Genomic DNA, 16,429 nt, shown 5'->3' with positions numbered 1-16,429 from the left:
TCAATTTTTCTAATTGCATTGGGCCCTGCATTATTGATTTATATCTTAAAATCAAACGGTATGCTTGGGTTATTTGTTTTTCTTGGAGTTGTGGGTGTCCTTGTACTTATTAGAAAGCCATGGCGCCTGACGCTGGAAAAGGTAAGTAGTTATATAGATCAAAAATTTGTTGGGGTAGAATACAGTACAGGTTTATTGTTATTGCCCAAGGATGAACTTTCAAATATGGCAATCCTTCAACAGTATAAAATAAGTGACATCTTAAAAGAGAACATACATACAATTAAACCAGCCGTGGATATAAGGAAGGGTATGGTTACCTTGTTATTCTTTGCTTTCCTATCCCTTATATCGTATCAGTTTTCTATAATGGATTACTTTGGTAACGCATCAATAAACAATGAAACCCAAGAGCTTGTCAAGTTCCAACCTTTGGATAGTACACGTGCAAATCCTTCACAACCAACGATAACGACTCAAAAACTGACCATCATTCACCCATCCTATACCAATCTTCCTAAAACTGTCACTTCAAATATGAACATCAAGGCTTTAGAGAGGTCAAAACTTGTTTGGGAGGTTCAATTTGATACAGTGATACAAGGGGCCTATATGGAGATTTCTGAGAATGAATACCCAATGGCCAAGCAAGAGAAGGGGTATTCAAAACAAATGCTTCTTACTGAATCTGGCTTTTATAATTTTAAATTTAAAGATACAGATGATGCAACCTATATCTCTGATTTATATGCTATGGAGGTTTTTAAGGATGAAAGTCCTTTCATAAAAATTCAGGGATTGAAACAGTTCACCTCTTTTGATTTTTCACAAAGTAAAATGCTCTATTTTAAGGCAGAACTCACAGATGATTATGGGGTTGAAGATAGTTATATCATTGCCACAGTAACCAAAGGGGAGGGAGAATCAGTAAAATTTAGGGAAGAGCGATTAACCTTTGACGATAAATTGACATCAGGCAGTAGAAAACTAGTACTATCAAAAAAAATAGATCTGGACCAGATGAGAATGGAGCCGGGTGATGAGTTATACTTCTATATTGTAGCTAGTGACACCAAAAGGCCAAAGGCGAATACCAGTAGAAGTGAAACGTTCTTTGCGGTTATAAAGGATACCTTATCGGGCCAGTTTGCCGTGGCCGGAACAATGGGAGCTGATTTGATGCCTGATTATTTTAGAAGCCAGCGACAGCTTATTATAGATACAGAAAAACTGATCGCAGATCAAAATAAGATTACCAAAGAAAAATTCAACTTCACAAGTAACGAGCTCGGTTTTGATCAAAAGGCCCTGAGATTAAAATACGGAGAGTTTATGGGTGATGAGGATGTTGCAATTGGTCCAACAACAGAAGAAGTTAGAGAAGTAGACACAGAGTCAGAATCCAATTTACTGGAAGAGTATACCCATGACCACGATGGCAATAATGAGCATAATTTGGTAGATCATGATCATTCAGAAGAAGGTGACAATAAATCAACAGACCCTTTAGAGAATTATCTTCATAATCATGATGATCCAGAGGAATCAACCTTATTTACAGCATCTTTAAAAAGTATGCTGCGTCAGGCCATGGCCGAGATGTGGGATGCGGAGCTCTTTCTACGATTGTACACCCCTGAAAAATCATTGCCATTTCAATATAGGGCATTGAAACTTATCCAGGATATAAAAAACAGTGCACGAATTTATGTTCATCGCATTGGTTTTGACCCCCCTCCAATAAAAGAAGATAAACGATTATCTGGTGCTATCGACAAAGTAAATAACTATAGTAAAGAGGAGCGTATTGAGCAGCCTGAAGAGTTTCCATTTATTAAAAAATCAGTGGAAAGACTTGAGCGATTAATTGCAAGTGGTTCTATTCCTACATTGGATGACAAGGAATTGCTTGTAAAAGCAGGTAATGAGCTTGCATCATTAGCTATCCAAGAACCAGGAAAACACCTGAATACGCTGCAGCAGTTGAAATGGATATCAGAGCGACCTGTAACATCCAGTTTTCAATTAAAAGAAGTGCAACAGGGATTATTAGCAGCGGTTCCTAAGTTAAAACCAAAACCAAAAAGCACAAAAGCAACCGAAAGTGAAATTAATAGCTTGCTTCTCAAAGAATTAGAACTACATGATTAACCATATCAATTTTTTGAATGAAGAATATTTTTGGCCCCTTGTATTTGGAGGTTTTCTGCTATGGGGCTTATTTATATGGAAGGAATGGTCACCTGTTCTTAAATTACGTTTCTATGTTAATGTTCTTATTGGGTTTTTAGTGGTAGGATCGGTAATTATGGTTGCCTTAAGACCTATTACGGAGAATAATTCCAGTTCAAATTTAGGAATGATATTGACCAGGGGATATGAACAAAAGCAGGTAGATAGCCTCAAAAAAGCCCATAAAAAAATAAAGATAATTCCCTATAAAATAAATCAACCTTTAGGGAGGACTTTAGATTCAGTAGGTACTTTGTATATTTTGGGAGAAGGATTACAACCTTTTGATTTTTGGCAATTAGACAAAGTTCCTGCCCAGATTATTGAAGGGTATAAACCTTTGGGCATAACAAAGTTGAACTACAATAGTGATGTTATTGTTGGTGATGAACTGGCCGTAAAAGGGAGTTATTCCAATGGGAAAAAAGGTAATCGTTTGGTGCTTTCAAATCCAAGAGGCGTTGGTATTGATTCTGTAGAATTAAGTGGATTGGTTCAAGAAAATTTTAAGCTAACTATGAATCCTAAGGTAGTTGGAAAATTCAAGTATACTTTGGTAGAAAAAGATTCACTTGGAACTATAATTTCTAGTGAGCCATTGCCCTTAAATATAGAGGATCGCAGCTCATTGAACATTTTAATTTTGAACAAATTCCCCACATTTGAGACGAAATACCTTAAAAATTATTTAGCTGAAATTGGCCATGAGGTTACTGTTAGAAGTCAAATTACCACAAACAAGTATAAATTTGAATATTTCAATACGGAAAGGCTGCCTTTTTATAGTTTCACGGAAGATAATTTAGAGAAGTATGACTTGCTGATTATCGATTCCGAATCTTATGTCGGGCTATCCAGAAATAATCTTTCTACAATCCACAAGAGTATAAGAAATAGTGGACTTGGATTATTTATTCAGCCTGAGGCTATTTTTTTTAAGTTAGGCCCAGAAAGATCCGGATTTTCGTTTTTTCCTTCGAAAACTATAAAATTGGAAGTAGAATTTTCACCGAAGGTTGTAATGGACAAGTATCCATATGAATTTAAAATGGGGTACGGTTTAGAGAAAATACATCATTATAACAACAACACCGTAACGGCTTACCGTCGTATGGAAAGTGGTCGCCTAGGCACCACCTTACTTCAAAATACATACCAGTTAATTCTCAAGGGTCATAAAGAAGTATATGAGCAACTTTGGACTAAGACCATAAGCAATTTAGCAAAACGAGAATATGTACAAACAGAATGGATGAATAACTCGGGATTTGCTTATCAAAATCAACCTTTTTATGCCGCAATTAGGACGTCTATTAAAAATCCTGTTGTTCTGGATTTGGAAGGAATTGAAATCCCAATTCAGCAGGATGTACATATTGCAAGTAAATGGTATGCTACCACTTTTCCAACTAAAATTGGGTGGAACCAATTGCATGTAAAAAATGATTCTTTATCCACGTATGACTATTATGTTATGGATACCCTGAATTGGAAATCATTAACCGCATTCAATACTAGAAAAGAAAATCAAAGACATTTCTCTGGCTCTTCTGAAAATCAAAAGAAAGTCAAATTCTTACAACCCATAAATCAGTTCTGGTTCTTTTTAATTTTTGTTGTAGGAATGGGATACTTATGGCTGGAGCCTAAATTATTTTCAAAATAGGTTGCCTTTGGATATGTTGTATATATTTGCTCAATATCTCCATTTTAGAGAAAGCGGTATTGTTCCGATTATCAGGTATTGCAGTGACTTTACTTTTGCAATTTGTTTGATACTATCAAAATTCACCATTTCCATATTCTCTTCAAAGCAAAAGAGTGATGCAATGCATCACCCTTTAGTTGATCTAATTCTGTTTTCAGTTTTCAATTAGTTGTAATGCATCGCAATCTGGGCCAACTGTCCTACAATCTTAACGGAATCCTTCATGGAAAGTTTGGAACCATCGGCGTGTATCCATCGTTTTAATGGTTGTTCGCAGATCAATTGTTGCACTTTTTCTTTGCCATAGAACTTTCTCATGCGCATAAAGATCTCCACATCAAACAACCAACGTGTAATAAATTTTTTATTGAACATATTGGAAACTATTTCCCTGTCCATAATTTTGGCACCACATTGGGTATCTTTAAACGGCATTCCCAAGATCTTCTGAATGATTAGGTTAATGGTCATACTGATGATCTTACGGGCAGATTCTTTGGTAATATCGGCTCCCATTCTACTGATGCGTGAACCACTAACAATTTTAAATTCGGAATTTTCAATGGTTTGTACCAATTCATCAAAATCCCTGAAATCTGTTGAAAGATCTGCATCTAAATAACCAATATAGTCAAACTGGGAATCTTGTGATAAGTGCAAAACTCCCTGACGGACAGCCTCTGCTTTACCGCCATTTTTTTCACAGTTATAAATACTGATGGTATCCTCATTGCCTTTACGTAATTCTTCCAAAACCTCCAACGTTCCATCTGTACTGCCATCATTTACAAAGCATAAATGATATCCTAGATTTTTATGGGCAAAATCCTGAAATTCGGTACTGGATAACCGATCTTCCTCATTGTAGCAAGGGATAACTACCCCTACGCAATACTTTTGCAACATTTGGGTATTGTTCTCTTTTTTGACAACCGCAGGTTTTGCCGTAGGGCCTAAAATTCTAGTTACCCTCGCCACTACTTCGTCCAGGCTTACCGGTTTTTTCATATAATCATCTATACCCATATCAAATCCGTCTCCAATAATAGTTTCATTGGTATTGCCGGACATGACCAAAATGGGGGTTTTAGATTTTTTGTGGATACGGATATGCTTTACTACTTCTAACCCTGACATATCGGGCATATTGATATCTACGATCACCAAATCTGGTTGGTACGTATCATATTGGTCTATTCCTAGTTGACCACTGGAAGCGGTTTTTACTTGGAATCCTTCTTCGGTAAGTCTTTTTTCTACTGATAACAAGATCAATTGTTGATCATCAATGGCTAAAATTTTCATAGGTTAAGTATTAAGTTTTTATTATTTGGTTGAATAGAATCATTTGGTTTGAATGATTTCTGAAACAAATCTAAGGACAACTCACGTCCATTTTGACGCAGAAAAGGTCAATGGCGCTTTTGTGTAGATGAATGGATTCTCCCGTACGATGGCTGATAATCAGGGAATATCACAATATATATACCTTTATACTGTTATAAATTCAGTACGATTGAATCAAATGAATAGAACCAACATTTTACTAATTGTCGCCTTGTTCATTGGTATCGCATTTCACGGTTCTAGTATCTTTTTTACATTGGAATCTACCTATGATGCGTTGATCCATTTGTTTTTTGCGGACCATTATGCCAATAGTTGGTTTGAACCTTGGGATTATCGCTGGTATACAGGGTTTACCGTTCAGGCCTATCCGCCCTTGGTCCATCAATCCATAGCCTTATTGTCTTATATTGGCGGACTCAAATTTGGGATGTTTACAGTAGCCTTGTTGGGGATTGTGCTTTTTATTACTGGTGCCTATCGCTTTGGGCTTTTGATCACAGGAAATAGGAAGGTAGCTGGTTACACAGCCCTTTTGGCCGTCTTTTCTTCCACCTTTGTTGAAACCCTGCATATATTTGGGCAATTGCCCAGCATCATTGGCCTATCCGTTTTATTACATGCGTTGCCCGAGATTTATTCCTGGATAAAAACAGGGAAATTAAAATATTTGGCCACCAGCCTTTCACTTATAGCGGTAACGGTCACTTCCCACCATGTTACACCCATCTTTGGCATGGTGTTTTTTGTTTTCCCGCTAATAGGTATGGTGATCATGGATGCGGCAAAGGACGAAGTGCACACCATGAAGGCAATCACTTTTAAGGTGTTTTTTAAAACCTTTAAAAAGCTCTTTTGGCGTATTGTTGGATTCGGTTTTTCTTCTTTGGTGTTGATAGTTGTTTGTATTCTGCCCTATTGGATCAATTCCAAAAAGAACCCAATCACACAAGTACCAATTCCTCATGGCTCCCGGGATAATTTTTTGGAGATCACCTCTTCAGGATTGGTTTTTTTTATGATACCATGGGGGATTCTATTGTTCCTTTTACCGTATATCTTTTACCGGTATTATAGCAAACGCTATTTGTTTTTCGGACTTTCAATTTCCTTGCTCACCCTTTTAGGGACAGGAGGCACAACTCCCATTCCGCTAAAACTACTTGGCAAAACCGCCTTTAATATTTTAACCTTGGACCGTTTTACCTTATGGGCTACCATAATGGCCTTGCCCATTTTTGGGGAATTTGTCTATAGAATGGTAGAAGGTGATTTAAAAATTAGATTACAGGAACGTTTTGGTGCAGTGTATCACAGATTGCTCGGAGGGTTTTTGGCAGGTGGTATTCTGTTTATGGTCATTTTTACAATGAGCCTTGGCTATTTTAGACCTTCCCAACCGGATAAGATAAAGATGCTTCCCATTGTAAATTTCTTGAATCAGGACCAACACGATCAATGGCGATATTTGCCATTGGGATTTGGTGATCAAATAGCATGGCTATCCGCCCAGACCAAGGCCATGACTGTTGATGGCAATTACCATTCTGCGAGAAGGTTGCCAGAATTGACGACCCGTGCCATAGAGCGCTTGGAAAATTCTAAATTTAGAGGGGTAGAGGGGATTGGTTCCTTACAGCAGTTTTTGACTGTACCAGAGAAATACAATCTAAAGTATATTTTTTCCAATGATAAGTTTTACGATCCTATTCTTTATTTCTGTGGTTGGCAGCGATTACAACAATTGGAAAACGGGATAATGGTATGGGAAAAGTTGAACGTCCCACCCATAGCCAAGACCATTTCAAAAGAAGATGTAGCTACTTATTTGAAGATCATGTGGGGCATCATCCCTATCCTTACCATATTACTGGCATTTATTATCAATATCCAATGGGGGTGGTATAGGATTTTAAAATCCAAGTCGCAATCCCAACCTATCTATGTGAAATACGCTATTTCTTATAATGGATTTAAGGACAAATTGATTACGATCAATCATATTTGGGCGGGGTTGGTACTCCTTTGTTTGTCCTATGGAGGCTATGAGTTTTATATCAAGAACAAAACTCAAATCTCGCCATCCAATGTCATAAATGCCTATTACGATGCGCTGGATTTTAAGGAATTTGAGCGTGCTTATTCTTATTTGGATCCCCACAGCGAGGTTTCCCTTTCCCAATACATGTTGGAAGTGTCCGTGACCGATGGCATTTTGAGCTCGTATGCAAAACTGGACTCTATTGGCATAACCGTTTTGGAAGAAACAGATGCTAGTGCCAGGGTGAGCGTTACCACGCAATGGATAACCCCATTGGAAAAGATTGAAAAAAAATATGTACACCGGATTAATAAACTAGACGGCAAATGGTACCTGCAACCATCGACTATTGATAATGACCTTCCGCCAGATCAATTGTTTACCTCTAATGGCACTACCTTTTACAATCATGGTAGAAGAAGGATAACCACCCAACAGACGCACCATGAAGATGTATTGCAACAGCCCGTTTTGGAAGTTCTATCCGCTAAATTGGTAAAACTAAATGGGCGGTATAGTATTGTCGGAGAATTACAGAACATAGATAATGTACCTGCGGATGTCGTCATCAAAGGAACCTTGTATAATGATGATGATAAAGAACTTGCTACCTATAATGCCAAATACCATATGAAGCATAAGCTTATGCCCAAGGAGACCACTACTTTTAAAATTAACTTTGAAGGCATAGCATGGTCTTCCACAAAGGATACCATCCCCCCAACGTTTAATCCGGATGAATTTACACCTATTGATTTAGAGGAGCAGCCAACAAAATTTAATCTTCAATGCGCCGGTAATGTAGCCAATACGGATCTGTATAAACAGGTATCCCTGCAACAATTGAATTTCGGGGAGAATCATATAAAGGGGGTATTATTTAATTCCGGGGTACAGGAAGTAACCATTCCACAACTGCTGATTTCGTATTATGACAATGAAAAGGAACTTTTGTGGGTAGACCATCAATTTTTAACGGATGGCGTTCGAATACAGCGAAAGCAATATTTTGATTATGTGCCCGAACATCTTAATAATCTGAAAGTAATCAACAGCAGTTTGGAAAATTGTTTTGTGAACGGATTGCCGAATTCGCAGATATCCAAAAAATTATTCCCTGATCGCCTAGACGACCATGGGAAAGAACAAATGCAGAAGTTCTCTGGGCAAGGGTACCAATTCTTAAAATTTGAAATAAACAGTTATATAGGAAATCCCAAATAAATTGAAGCACATCACATACATATTACTTTTGGTTTTTATGATCTTGGGATGCACTAAGGCAAAAATGGAGCATACCTCTGATAATAGCCCAATTTCATTAACGACTGCCCAGGAAAGCTTTGTTGCCGGGCAGGTTATTGTTCTAAAATTTGAAGCTGCTAAAACCAAAGGCCCGTTATTGATGATTACAAATGCTTTGGGCACGTCCATTATTGAACCTATTTTGAATGAAGGAGGAATAGAATTTCACATCCCCTACCAGTTTACCCAAAAGGCGGGCTTGTGCAAATGGCAACTAGTACGAAACGAAAAAATTGAACTGTTTGGAAAGCTTCATATCCATCCGGGTTCTGTCGATAGCAGGAATATCGAAACCTATTTAGGACCCAGAAGTATTACTGCCGGGGATACCGATTTTACGATGTTGGTGGTGGCACCAACGGACCGTTTTGACAATCCACTGGTTGACGGAACTCCGGTAACTGTTAAACAGCAGTTTGAGGGTAGGATAGCGGAGGAGGATATCAAGATCAATAATTTAATGGCTTGGACCAATATTGGAGCTCCCCAAAAGTCTGGCAGAATCCTTGCTACAGCTTCTGTTGCAAATAACTATTCAAAAGAACTTACCACAATGGTATATCCTGCCAATGCAACAGATTTTTCTATTGATTATCAAAGGGATCATTCCTATGCGGATGGCAACCAAACCATTTCTTTTTCAACGTCCAATATTACAGACCAATATGGGAACAAGGTAAGCGATGGGACCTTGGTAACCTTTATGGTGAAGAATTGGACAGGAGCGCTATTGCAAACTACGGGGACCACTATTGATGGTGTAGCCAAGGCCCAACTACTTCACCCTTCACAAAAAGACACTTGGACCATAACAGCTTTTATTACCGGTGCGGCAAAAAGCAGTTCTATAGCTGTCAATTTTGAATCGGCGGTTACAGATTACCAAGTGTCTTATGACAATGATAAGCGCAGTATAACAGTTGGCCCTATAAAAAGTTTTATGGGTCAACAAATCCCCGACGGCCTAGATATCCAAATATCCATTTATAATGCCCAAAACATGCTGTTGGAAACCAAACATACCACCTCAAAACATGGTTTTGGGGAATTCTTTTTAAGTCCCGACTATTTTTTAAAAGGGAAGTATAGAGTAGAAGTCGAAACGGCAGGCATAAATCAATCCCAAACCTTGGAAATTCAATGAAAAAGGAGTGGAACAAAAATATAGTTCGTGCAGGATTGATCTTATCCTTCTTGGCCATCAACGCCTTGATCTTGTTTGGGATCAGTTCTGTATTTTCCTATCTCAATACAGGGGCGGATAGGGCCGACATGCTTCATTTGGAATCGCCTATGGCGGAGGTTTATTTGCCTAAAATGGAATGGATACATACCAATAGTCTTGGTCGGCCCATGGAGGAACAGACCTTACAGAAAATCCAAAAGGACTATTTGAGCGCTTGGCATGTGCGAAACCAAGCCTTTCTAAATAATGAACAGCAAGGCATAGCTGATTATTATACGGATAGCATCCGCCAGAAGATCTACAGGATCATAGACCTTAATAAAGCCAATGGGACGAGCGTAAAAGGCACCACCATGGACCATCACCCAACCCTTGAGTTTTATAGTGCAGACGGTAAATTGGTGGTTTTTACGGATAGAAATGTGGTTTCCTTCAAACAGGTCTTTAAGGACCAAACCTTGGTAAACCAGCAAAGGAATACTAGCTCCTTTAAAGTAATGATGCTTTTGGAAGATGGTTTTTGGAGGATCAGGCATATGGTTGAGATTCAAGAACCAATAGATGATATTTCAGAGATAGAAGCTACAACAAAAGAAAAGATATCAGAAATATCCAAGAGCAAAGGGGTCAATTATTATCCCAAGGATAGTCCGTGGGCCATGTTTGGCGACAATTTTAATGAAGAAATTGTCGATAAGGATTTTGATATACTGCAAAAGATGGGACTTAATACAGTTCGGATTTTTGTACCCTATGAAGATTTTGGTAAGGCCAAGGTGGATGAACACAAACTGGCCAAATTAAAAAGAACATTGGACAAAGCTAGCGCACATGACTTAAAAGTGATCGTGACCCTTTTTGATTTTTATGGTGATTATGACATTCGAGATTGGACACTCACCCATAGGCATGCAGAGCAAATTGTAATGGCTTTAAAGGATCATGAAGCCTTATTGGCCTGGGATATCAAAAATGAGCCAGATTTGGATTTTGAATCTCGAGGAAAGGAAGTAGTATTGGCATGGTTGGAACAGTTGGTGCTTATTGTTAAACAATGGGATAAAAATCATCCGGTGACCATAGGCTGGTCCAATCCCGAAGTGGCAGTTCAGCTCTCAGAAGAGGTAGATTTTGTTTCCTTTCATTATTACAAAGAGCTATCCCAATTTAAAGCAACATTTGATAAGCTGCAGAGTTCCATTCCGGACAAGGTTTTGGTATTGCAGGAATACGGTTATTCTTCCTATGACGGCATTTGGAACGGATATCAAGGGGATCAAAAAGATCAGGCTGATTATTACAAGCAGATGCAGACCATTTTAGATAAGGAACATATACCTTTTTTATTTTGGACCATGTATGATTTTGAAGAGGTGCCCACAACTGTGGTAGGATCTTTGCCATGGCGAAGGGAACGCCAAAAATATTTTGGTTTCTTGGATTCAGAAGGGGAAGCAAAACCATCTTTCACTTCTCTTGATTACAGTAAAAAAATATACTAAGACCACAAGAGTTAAAAAAATAAAAGGGGGGACGGTTAACCAGACCTTCCCCCTTTTGCACTTAACCTGAATAAAAATCGTTTATACGCTTTCTGCTTTGTGTTGTAATGCATTGGATATTTCCAATGGCATCCCTGTGGATTTGGTCTGCTGTATCGCCTTAAAATAATCGACATACATTTTTGTGATGGCCGACATCGGTAGGGAACAGGCCGCACGGTAATTGGTTTGGGACAAGTTGATCCTATGGTTGTCATCTGTCAAAATACGTTCTATCCCATCCGCTAGGGAAGCTTCGCTTTCAGGATCAAAAAACTCACCTTTGTATCCTTCTTCCTTTACAAGAATACTAAGGTCCCCCAAGTCTGGTAGGGCCACGGCCTTACCATAACTGCCAGCTTGGTGCAATACCCCTGAGCTTCCTGTAGTAGAGGTATATGGGAAAACAACTACGCTACTTTCACCAAAAATGGTAGGGACATCTTCCTCGGCTACATAACCGGTAAAACGCAATTGGGATACATGTTTGTACTTTTCTTTTATTCCTTCCAAATACCCTGGGGTATTAGGGCTATCTGTGCCAGCTATCACTATTTCTATATCTTCTTTCGTTCTTTTTCGAATCAATTCCACGGCTTCTATTAAGATCTCTACCTTTTTGTAGGTGCCAAACTTGCCAAAGGCCATAACCTGCTTTGGTCCTTTTGGGATGGAATAATCCGGTTCCGGTGGGGTTTCAAAGGCGCCATGAGGTATCAACGCAATATTTCTAGACCTGTATTTGTTTTCCAATATCCCAACATATTTACTTATGGTCACGGCAACAATATCAGATGCCAGAACAAATCTTGTCAATGTGGTACCAATGAAGTTGTAGGCCTTTTGCAACCACTTATTTTTGGTTATCCCTGCATTTTCCAAATCTACCTGCTCCATTATATTATGCAGTAAGGAAATGGTAGGGATGCCTTTAAGTTTACAGATCATTGGTAATAATAGGCCCAATGCTGCTGGTACTTTTTTATCTCCAAATTTTAAAAACTGCAGGTTGAACAATACAGCATCTGGCTTTGTTTCGGAAATGGCGGAATTGATGTGGAAGACATTTTTATAACTGTTAAAACTCCAACATTCCTTTACGGTGATGGTACACCCTTCTTCTTCAAAATAAAGGTCTTTCTCCTCTTCAGTTCTGTCTGTAATCAAAACAATCTCCGTTACGTCTTCCTGAAGCCTAAAATGTTTTACAAGGTGATATCCGTATTCGGTTAACGTGACTTTACTTGGGGGATAGGCTGTTACAATTGCTAATTTCATAAGGTTAAGTTTTAAATAAATTATTGGTTTAAATTCTTCTACAAATATCAGGCAACCTCCTTGATTTAATGGGTCTTTCATGACGGTTGGCAGGTTACTGTAGACGAATGGGAATGGGGTTTCGATAAAGGAAATTGACAAAAAGATGTATGGTTCATAACGACATTAAAAAGCCCGAAACTCGGGGGATAGTTCCAGGCTTAACAATACATGACCTAAGCATAAGTAGGATTATTAGATCAGTTTATTCTGTGTAAAATATAGTAGTTGTGCCACCAATAAAGCCACCATGGCAATAATCTGTACCTGTACTACCATTTCCAGACTGGTGTGAAAAAACACCACTAAAATAATTTGTGAAAGTCCCAATAAACCAGACAATATTACCGGGATATAATGATCCAAGGATAAAAAGTAATATGCGAAAATATTGGAGATGGCAAAGAGGGAGGTGGCAAAGGCATACTGCCATAACAAACCGGCCATGGAGATATATGCCTCTCCGAACATAAGCGATATGATCAATTCGGGAAATAGGTAACAGGCCATTACAATACATACAGATAAGAGACTTATATAACCCACATATTTAAATAGAATGGGCGCAGTTGGTTCCCCGTCTTTTTGTTTTTGAACCACGGTTGGTAACAACAACATCACGAACATCCAGGCCACGAAGTATACTACTCGGCCAATAAGTGCCAGAGAGGCATATAGTCCTGCATCCAATTCATTGAAATAATGCTTTACCAGGAGTACATCACTATTATTGATAATGATCTGCGTAAACTCATAACAAGCCGTCAATAGAATAAAATTGGATACCCTCTTTGCATTCTTTGGTTGTAATGCAGTTATTTTGGTGAATGAGATTACTTTAAAATTTGAAGGTATCAATCCAAACAAGAAAGAAAGTGCAATTCCTAGGGCCACGATAAATGCTGGCTGCCAAGGCACAAACAGGAGAAGACCCAGAGTAAGCAACAATCGGCTCCACATTTCGGTTTGGTAGGTGAGGGACAACTTACGGAAATCCTGATTGCCCTGAAATGTTCCCCTATTGACGCTCATAAAAAAGTAAAGGGGGATGCCAATGCCAAAAATGATGAACATCGCAGCGTTATCGGTATTAAAGAACGACTGTAGGTCTTTAGAAAAGAAAATCATCAATACCCCGGTCACCAATCCAAATATTATGGCGAGTCTATACATCAAGTTTCGAAAGTTCGACCACTCTTCACCTGAGAATATAACGGCAAATTTGGCGGTCGCCAATTGAAATGTCATGCCCAAAAAAGAAAGAATCAGTAATAAGGTTACCAATAGGGCAGCCTCAGCAAATGATTCGGGCCCAAGTAAACGTCCCAATATTAAATTGTAAATGTAGTTGCCCCCGTTGACAAGAAGCACACTGCCCATAAATAATTGTTCTGGGGAAACTTTTTTAAGTACAAGTCTAATGGCGGTCATGGTTATCTTTTTTATTCGGTTTAATAGTTCAAATATCCTCAGTTTGACTCTCTATAATAGACCGACATAGGTCAATGGCACTTTGCTGTAGGTGAATGGACAGTATCGCACTTCCAGTTTGGGACATACTGGTTTACCTTTATAAAACCAAAATCATACTAATAAAAGCGGAATGAATTCGTTTTGTTTATATGGTAGTAACCTTGACTTAACCTATGAAACTTACCAAACTATTTTTTTCATTCTTACTACTTTTCATTTGTGTACCGCTCATGTCCCAAGAGCCCATGAAAGAAGGGTTTGAACATTTAGAGATGGGACGGTTCGAAGAAGCGGAATCTTTTTTCAAATCTTACTTAGTGGATCATCCGCACGATAAAACGGCCAATATTTGTTTCGGGCGTGCCGTTGGACTAAGTGGTGAACCCCAAAAGGCTACGGCGCTTTTTGCGTCACTTTTAAAAGAGTACCCTAAAGATTTTGAAGTACAGATCAATTATAATGAATCCCTACTTTGGGGTAAGCAGTACCAAGCAGCTAAACCGCTTTATCAAAAATTGGTAGCTGAATATCCGAATAATTTTGGTGCGATTTTGGGATATGCCAATACACTCAGTAATTTAAAGGAATTTGAATCAGCCTTAAAATGGATCAATAAGGCCATTGCCTTGGAACCCGAAAATGCAAGTGCCAAAATTTCTAGAAAATATATAAAGTTGGGCTATGCCAATGTCTTTGTTAACCGTCAGGATTATAATCAGGGCAGGGAATTCCTGGAAGATATATTTTTAGATTTTCCCGAAGATAAGGATGCCCTTCTAAATCTTGCCAATCTGTATTTGATTTCCAAAGAGGTGGACGAGGCCAAAACAATTTATGGTCGTTATGCAACTAACCCCAAAGACTCGGTTGTTGCCTTAAACGGTATTGCTTTGGCAGAACACATCGGAGAAAATGAGAAGAAAGCCCTACAAGTAAGCTATAAGGCTATGGAACAGGTAATAAGCCTACAAGATTCCATATTGACCGAACGCACATTGGAAAGGAACATACAAGCATTGATCTGGAACAGAAAATTCCAGAAGGCCAAAAAGGAGATAGATAGTCTAGAGCAGCACTACGGACAACCCAATTGGATATTGGCCCTGAAATCAACATTGGGTATGTATACCGGTGATTTTAAAAGTAGCCTTGCCAATTATAATACCATATTGGAAAATGACAGCACCTCCTTTGATGGGAATCTGGGGAAGGCAAATGCTCTTTTTGCAAGTGACAAAATATTGCCGGCGTATAGAGCGGCCCATAAAACTCTTGACATTTATGAAGACCAAAAAGATGCCCTGAGTTTTATTGAAAAACTGAACATCCAACATACTCCTACTATTGAAGAACACTTTGCCTATACATTTGATAATGGCAAGAACATTGCCTTTTCAAGTAATACCAACGTTCAACTTCCATTTTCTACAAAATTTAATACCACCGTTTCTTACCAATATCGCAGTACCGAGAATACGTTGACACTTAATAAGGCTAATTCCCATGTGCTTTTGACCGGATTTCAATATAAACTGTTTCCGAAGGTTAATGTAAAGACAATTTTAGGCCTCAATAATTCCCGTTTTATGGAACAGGCGTATACGCAACCTGTTTTGGATCTAAAACTACTATTACAACCTTTTAAACTTCAAAATTTAGAACTGGGCTACCAGCGTGAGGTGCAAAATTTTAATGCCGATTTAATTGAGAGGGAAATTGTGATGAACCATTTAGGGCTAACCTATAACCTTGGGACCAATATCAATTTGGGTTGGTACACACAATTGATGCATACCCAGCAAACGGATGATAACACCAGAAACCTATTGTTTACCTCTTTGTATTATAATGTGTTGCGTAAACCGGCACTAAAAATGGGATTAAACTATCAGTATATCACTTTTAAAGATCAAGTGCCTACCATTTATTTTAGCCCAGAAAAGTATCAGGCCGTGGAAGTATTTGCAGATTTGCGTGGCAAAATTGCTGAAAAGACCAACTATATGGTCAGTGCGGCTTCAGGATTTCAAAAAGTGGAGGATAATACCCAAAGCACCATATTTAGGGCCGAGACAAGTCTGGACCATCAGTTTTCCAAACGATTGAGTACCAACGTATATGCTAAATATAGCAATATTGCCTCAGCCACGGCTGCGGGCTTTGAGTTTACGGAAATAGGTCTAAAACTAAAATGGTTGATCACCAAAAAGCCACTTTTCTTTAAGAAGATTGTGGAGTAGGAGAGTGGATAAGCTACTTGACACAGGAATCCCTAAAAG

The 16,429-nt window shown here is 38.6% G+C and carries 9 protein-coding genes; 6 read left to right on the top strand and 3 right to left on the bottom strand.

Annotated features, from left to right (window positions below):
• The first annotated feature begins 60 nt into the window (after window positions 1-60).
• On the top strand, window positions 61-2,151 hold the full coding sequence (locus ABXZ32_RS00850; protein ID WP_354616801.1) for a tryptophan-rich sensory protein: 2,091 nt from the start codon (window positions 61-63) through the stop codon (window positions 2,149-2,151).
• Window positions 2,144-3,898 (top strand): hypothetical protein, encoded by a 1,755-nt coding sequence (locus ABXZ32_RS00845; protein ID WP_354616800.1) that lies wholly within the window; start codon window positions 2,144-2,146, stop codon window positions 3,896-3,898. The genes ABXZ32_RS00850 and ABXZ32_RS00845 overlap by 8 nt, the downstream gene beginning before the upstream one ends.
• A 207-nt stretch (window positions 3,899-4,105) precedes the next feature.
• Here ABXZ32_RS00845 and ABXZ32_RS00840 read toward each other — a convergent pair whose 3' ends face one another.
• Entirely contained in the window at window positions 4,106-5,245 is a 1,140-nt protein-coding gene (locus ABXZ32_RS00840) for a response regulator (RefSeq protein WP_354616799.1), read from the bottom strand.
• A gap of 220 nt (window positions 5,246-5,465) precedes the next feature.
• Between ABXZ32_RS00840 and ABXZ32_RS00835 the strand changes: the two genes are divergently transcribed.
• The 3 genes from ABXZ32_RS00835 to ABXZ32_RS00825 are packed head-to-tail and all read left to right on the top strand — an operon-like array spanning window position 5,466 to window position 11,321.
• Complete coding sequence (locus ABXZ32_RS00835; RefSeq protein ID WP_354616798.1) at window positions 5,466-8,552, top strand: hypothetical protein; 3,087 nt, start codon at window positions 5,466-5,468, stop codon at window positions 8,550-8,552.
• A 1-nt stretch (window position 8,553) separates the two neighbouring features.
• Window positions 8,554-9,777, top strand: a complete 1,224-nt coding sequence (locus ABXZ32_RS00830; protein ID WP_354616797.1) for a hypothetical protein — start codon at window positions 8,554-8,556, stop codon at window positions 9,775-9,777.
• Window positions 9,774-11,321 (top strand): cellulase family glycosylhydrolase, encoded by a 1,548-nt coding sequence (locus ABXZ32_RS00825; RefSeq protein ID WP_354616796.1) that lies wholly within the window; start codon window positions 9,774-9,776, stop codon window positions 11,319-11,321. The genes ABXZ32_RS00830 and ABXZ32_RS00825 overlap by 4 nt, the downstream gene beginning before the upstream one ends.
• Window positions 11,322-11,402: 81 nt before the next feature.
• On the opposite strand, the gene ABXZ32_RS00820 is transcribed toward ABXZ32_RS00825, so the two are convergent.
• A complete protein-coding gene (locus ABXZ32_RS00820) occupies window positions 11,403-12,638 on the bottom strand; it encodes a glycosyltransferase (RefSeq protein ID WP_354616795.1) in 1,236 nt (411 codons plus the stop codon).
• Between the two features lie 234 nt (window positions 12,639-12,872).
• Complete coding sequence (locus ABXZ32_RS00815; protein WP_354616794.1) at window positions 12,873-14,108, bottom strand: oligosaccharide flippase family protein; 1,236 nt, start codon at window positions 14,106-14,108, stop codon at window positions 12,873-12,875.
• 215 nt (window positions 14,109-14,323) lie between these two features.
• Between ABXZ32_RS00815 and ABXZ32_RS00810 the strand changes: the two genes are divergently transcribed.
• The gene (locus ABXZ32_RS00810) at window positions 14,324-16,390 is read left to right on the top strand and encodes a tetratricopeptide repeat protein (RefSeq protein WP_354616793.1); all 2,067 of its coding nucleotides are present in this window, start codon (window positions 14,324-14,326) and stop codon (window positions 16,388-16,390) included.
• Window positions 16,391-16,429: the final 39 nt, after the last annotated feature.

This window comes from Sediminicola luteus, from assembly GCF_040566555.1.
Taxonomy (GTDB): Bacteria; Bacteroidota; Bacteroidia; order Flavobacteriales; family Flavobacteriaceae; genus Sediminicola.
The sequence above is the reverse complement of the archived record's forward strand: the minus strand, read 5'-3'. Positions and strand labels throughout refer to the sequence as shown.

What these genes read in the sequence shown, in the direction of transcription:
- ABXZ32_RS00810 (WP_354616793.1), top strand. Translation starts at nt 14,324, where the DNA reads ATGAAACTTACCAAACTATTTTTTTCATTCTTACTACTTTTCATTTGT.
- ABXZ32_RS00820 (WP_354616795.1), bottom strand. Translation starts at nt 12,638, where the DNA reads ATGAAATTAGCAATTGTAACAGCCTATCCCCCAAGTAAAGTCACGTTA.
- ABXZ32_RS00825 (WP_354616796.1), top strand. Translation starts at nt 9,774, where the DNA reads ATGAAAAAGGAGTGGAACAAAAATATAGTTCGTGCAGGATTGATCTTA.
- ABXZ32_RS00835 (WP_354616798.1), top strand. Translation starts at nt 5,466, where the DNA reads ATGAATAGAACCAACATTTTACTAATTGTCGCCTTGTTCATTGGTATC.
- ABXZ32_RS00815 (WP_354616794.1), bottom strand. Translation starts at nt 14,108, where the DNA reads ATGACCGCCATTAGACTTGTACTTAAAAAAGTTTCCCCAGAACAATTA.
- ABXZ32_RS00850 (WP_354616801.1), top strand. Translation starts at nt 61, where the DNA reads ATGCTTGGGTTATTTGTTTTTCTTGGAGTTGTGGGTGTCCTTGTACTT.
- ABXZ32_RS00845 (WP_354616800.1), top strand. Translation starts at nt 2,144, where the DNA reads ATGATTAACCATATCAATTTTTTGAATGAAGAATATTTTTGGCCCCTT.
- ABXZ32_RS00840 (WP_354616799.1), bottom strand. Translation starts at nt 5,245, where the DNA reads ATGAAAATTTTAGCCATTGATGATCAACAATTGATCTTGTTATCAGTA.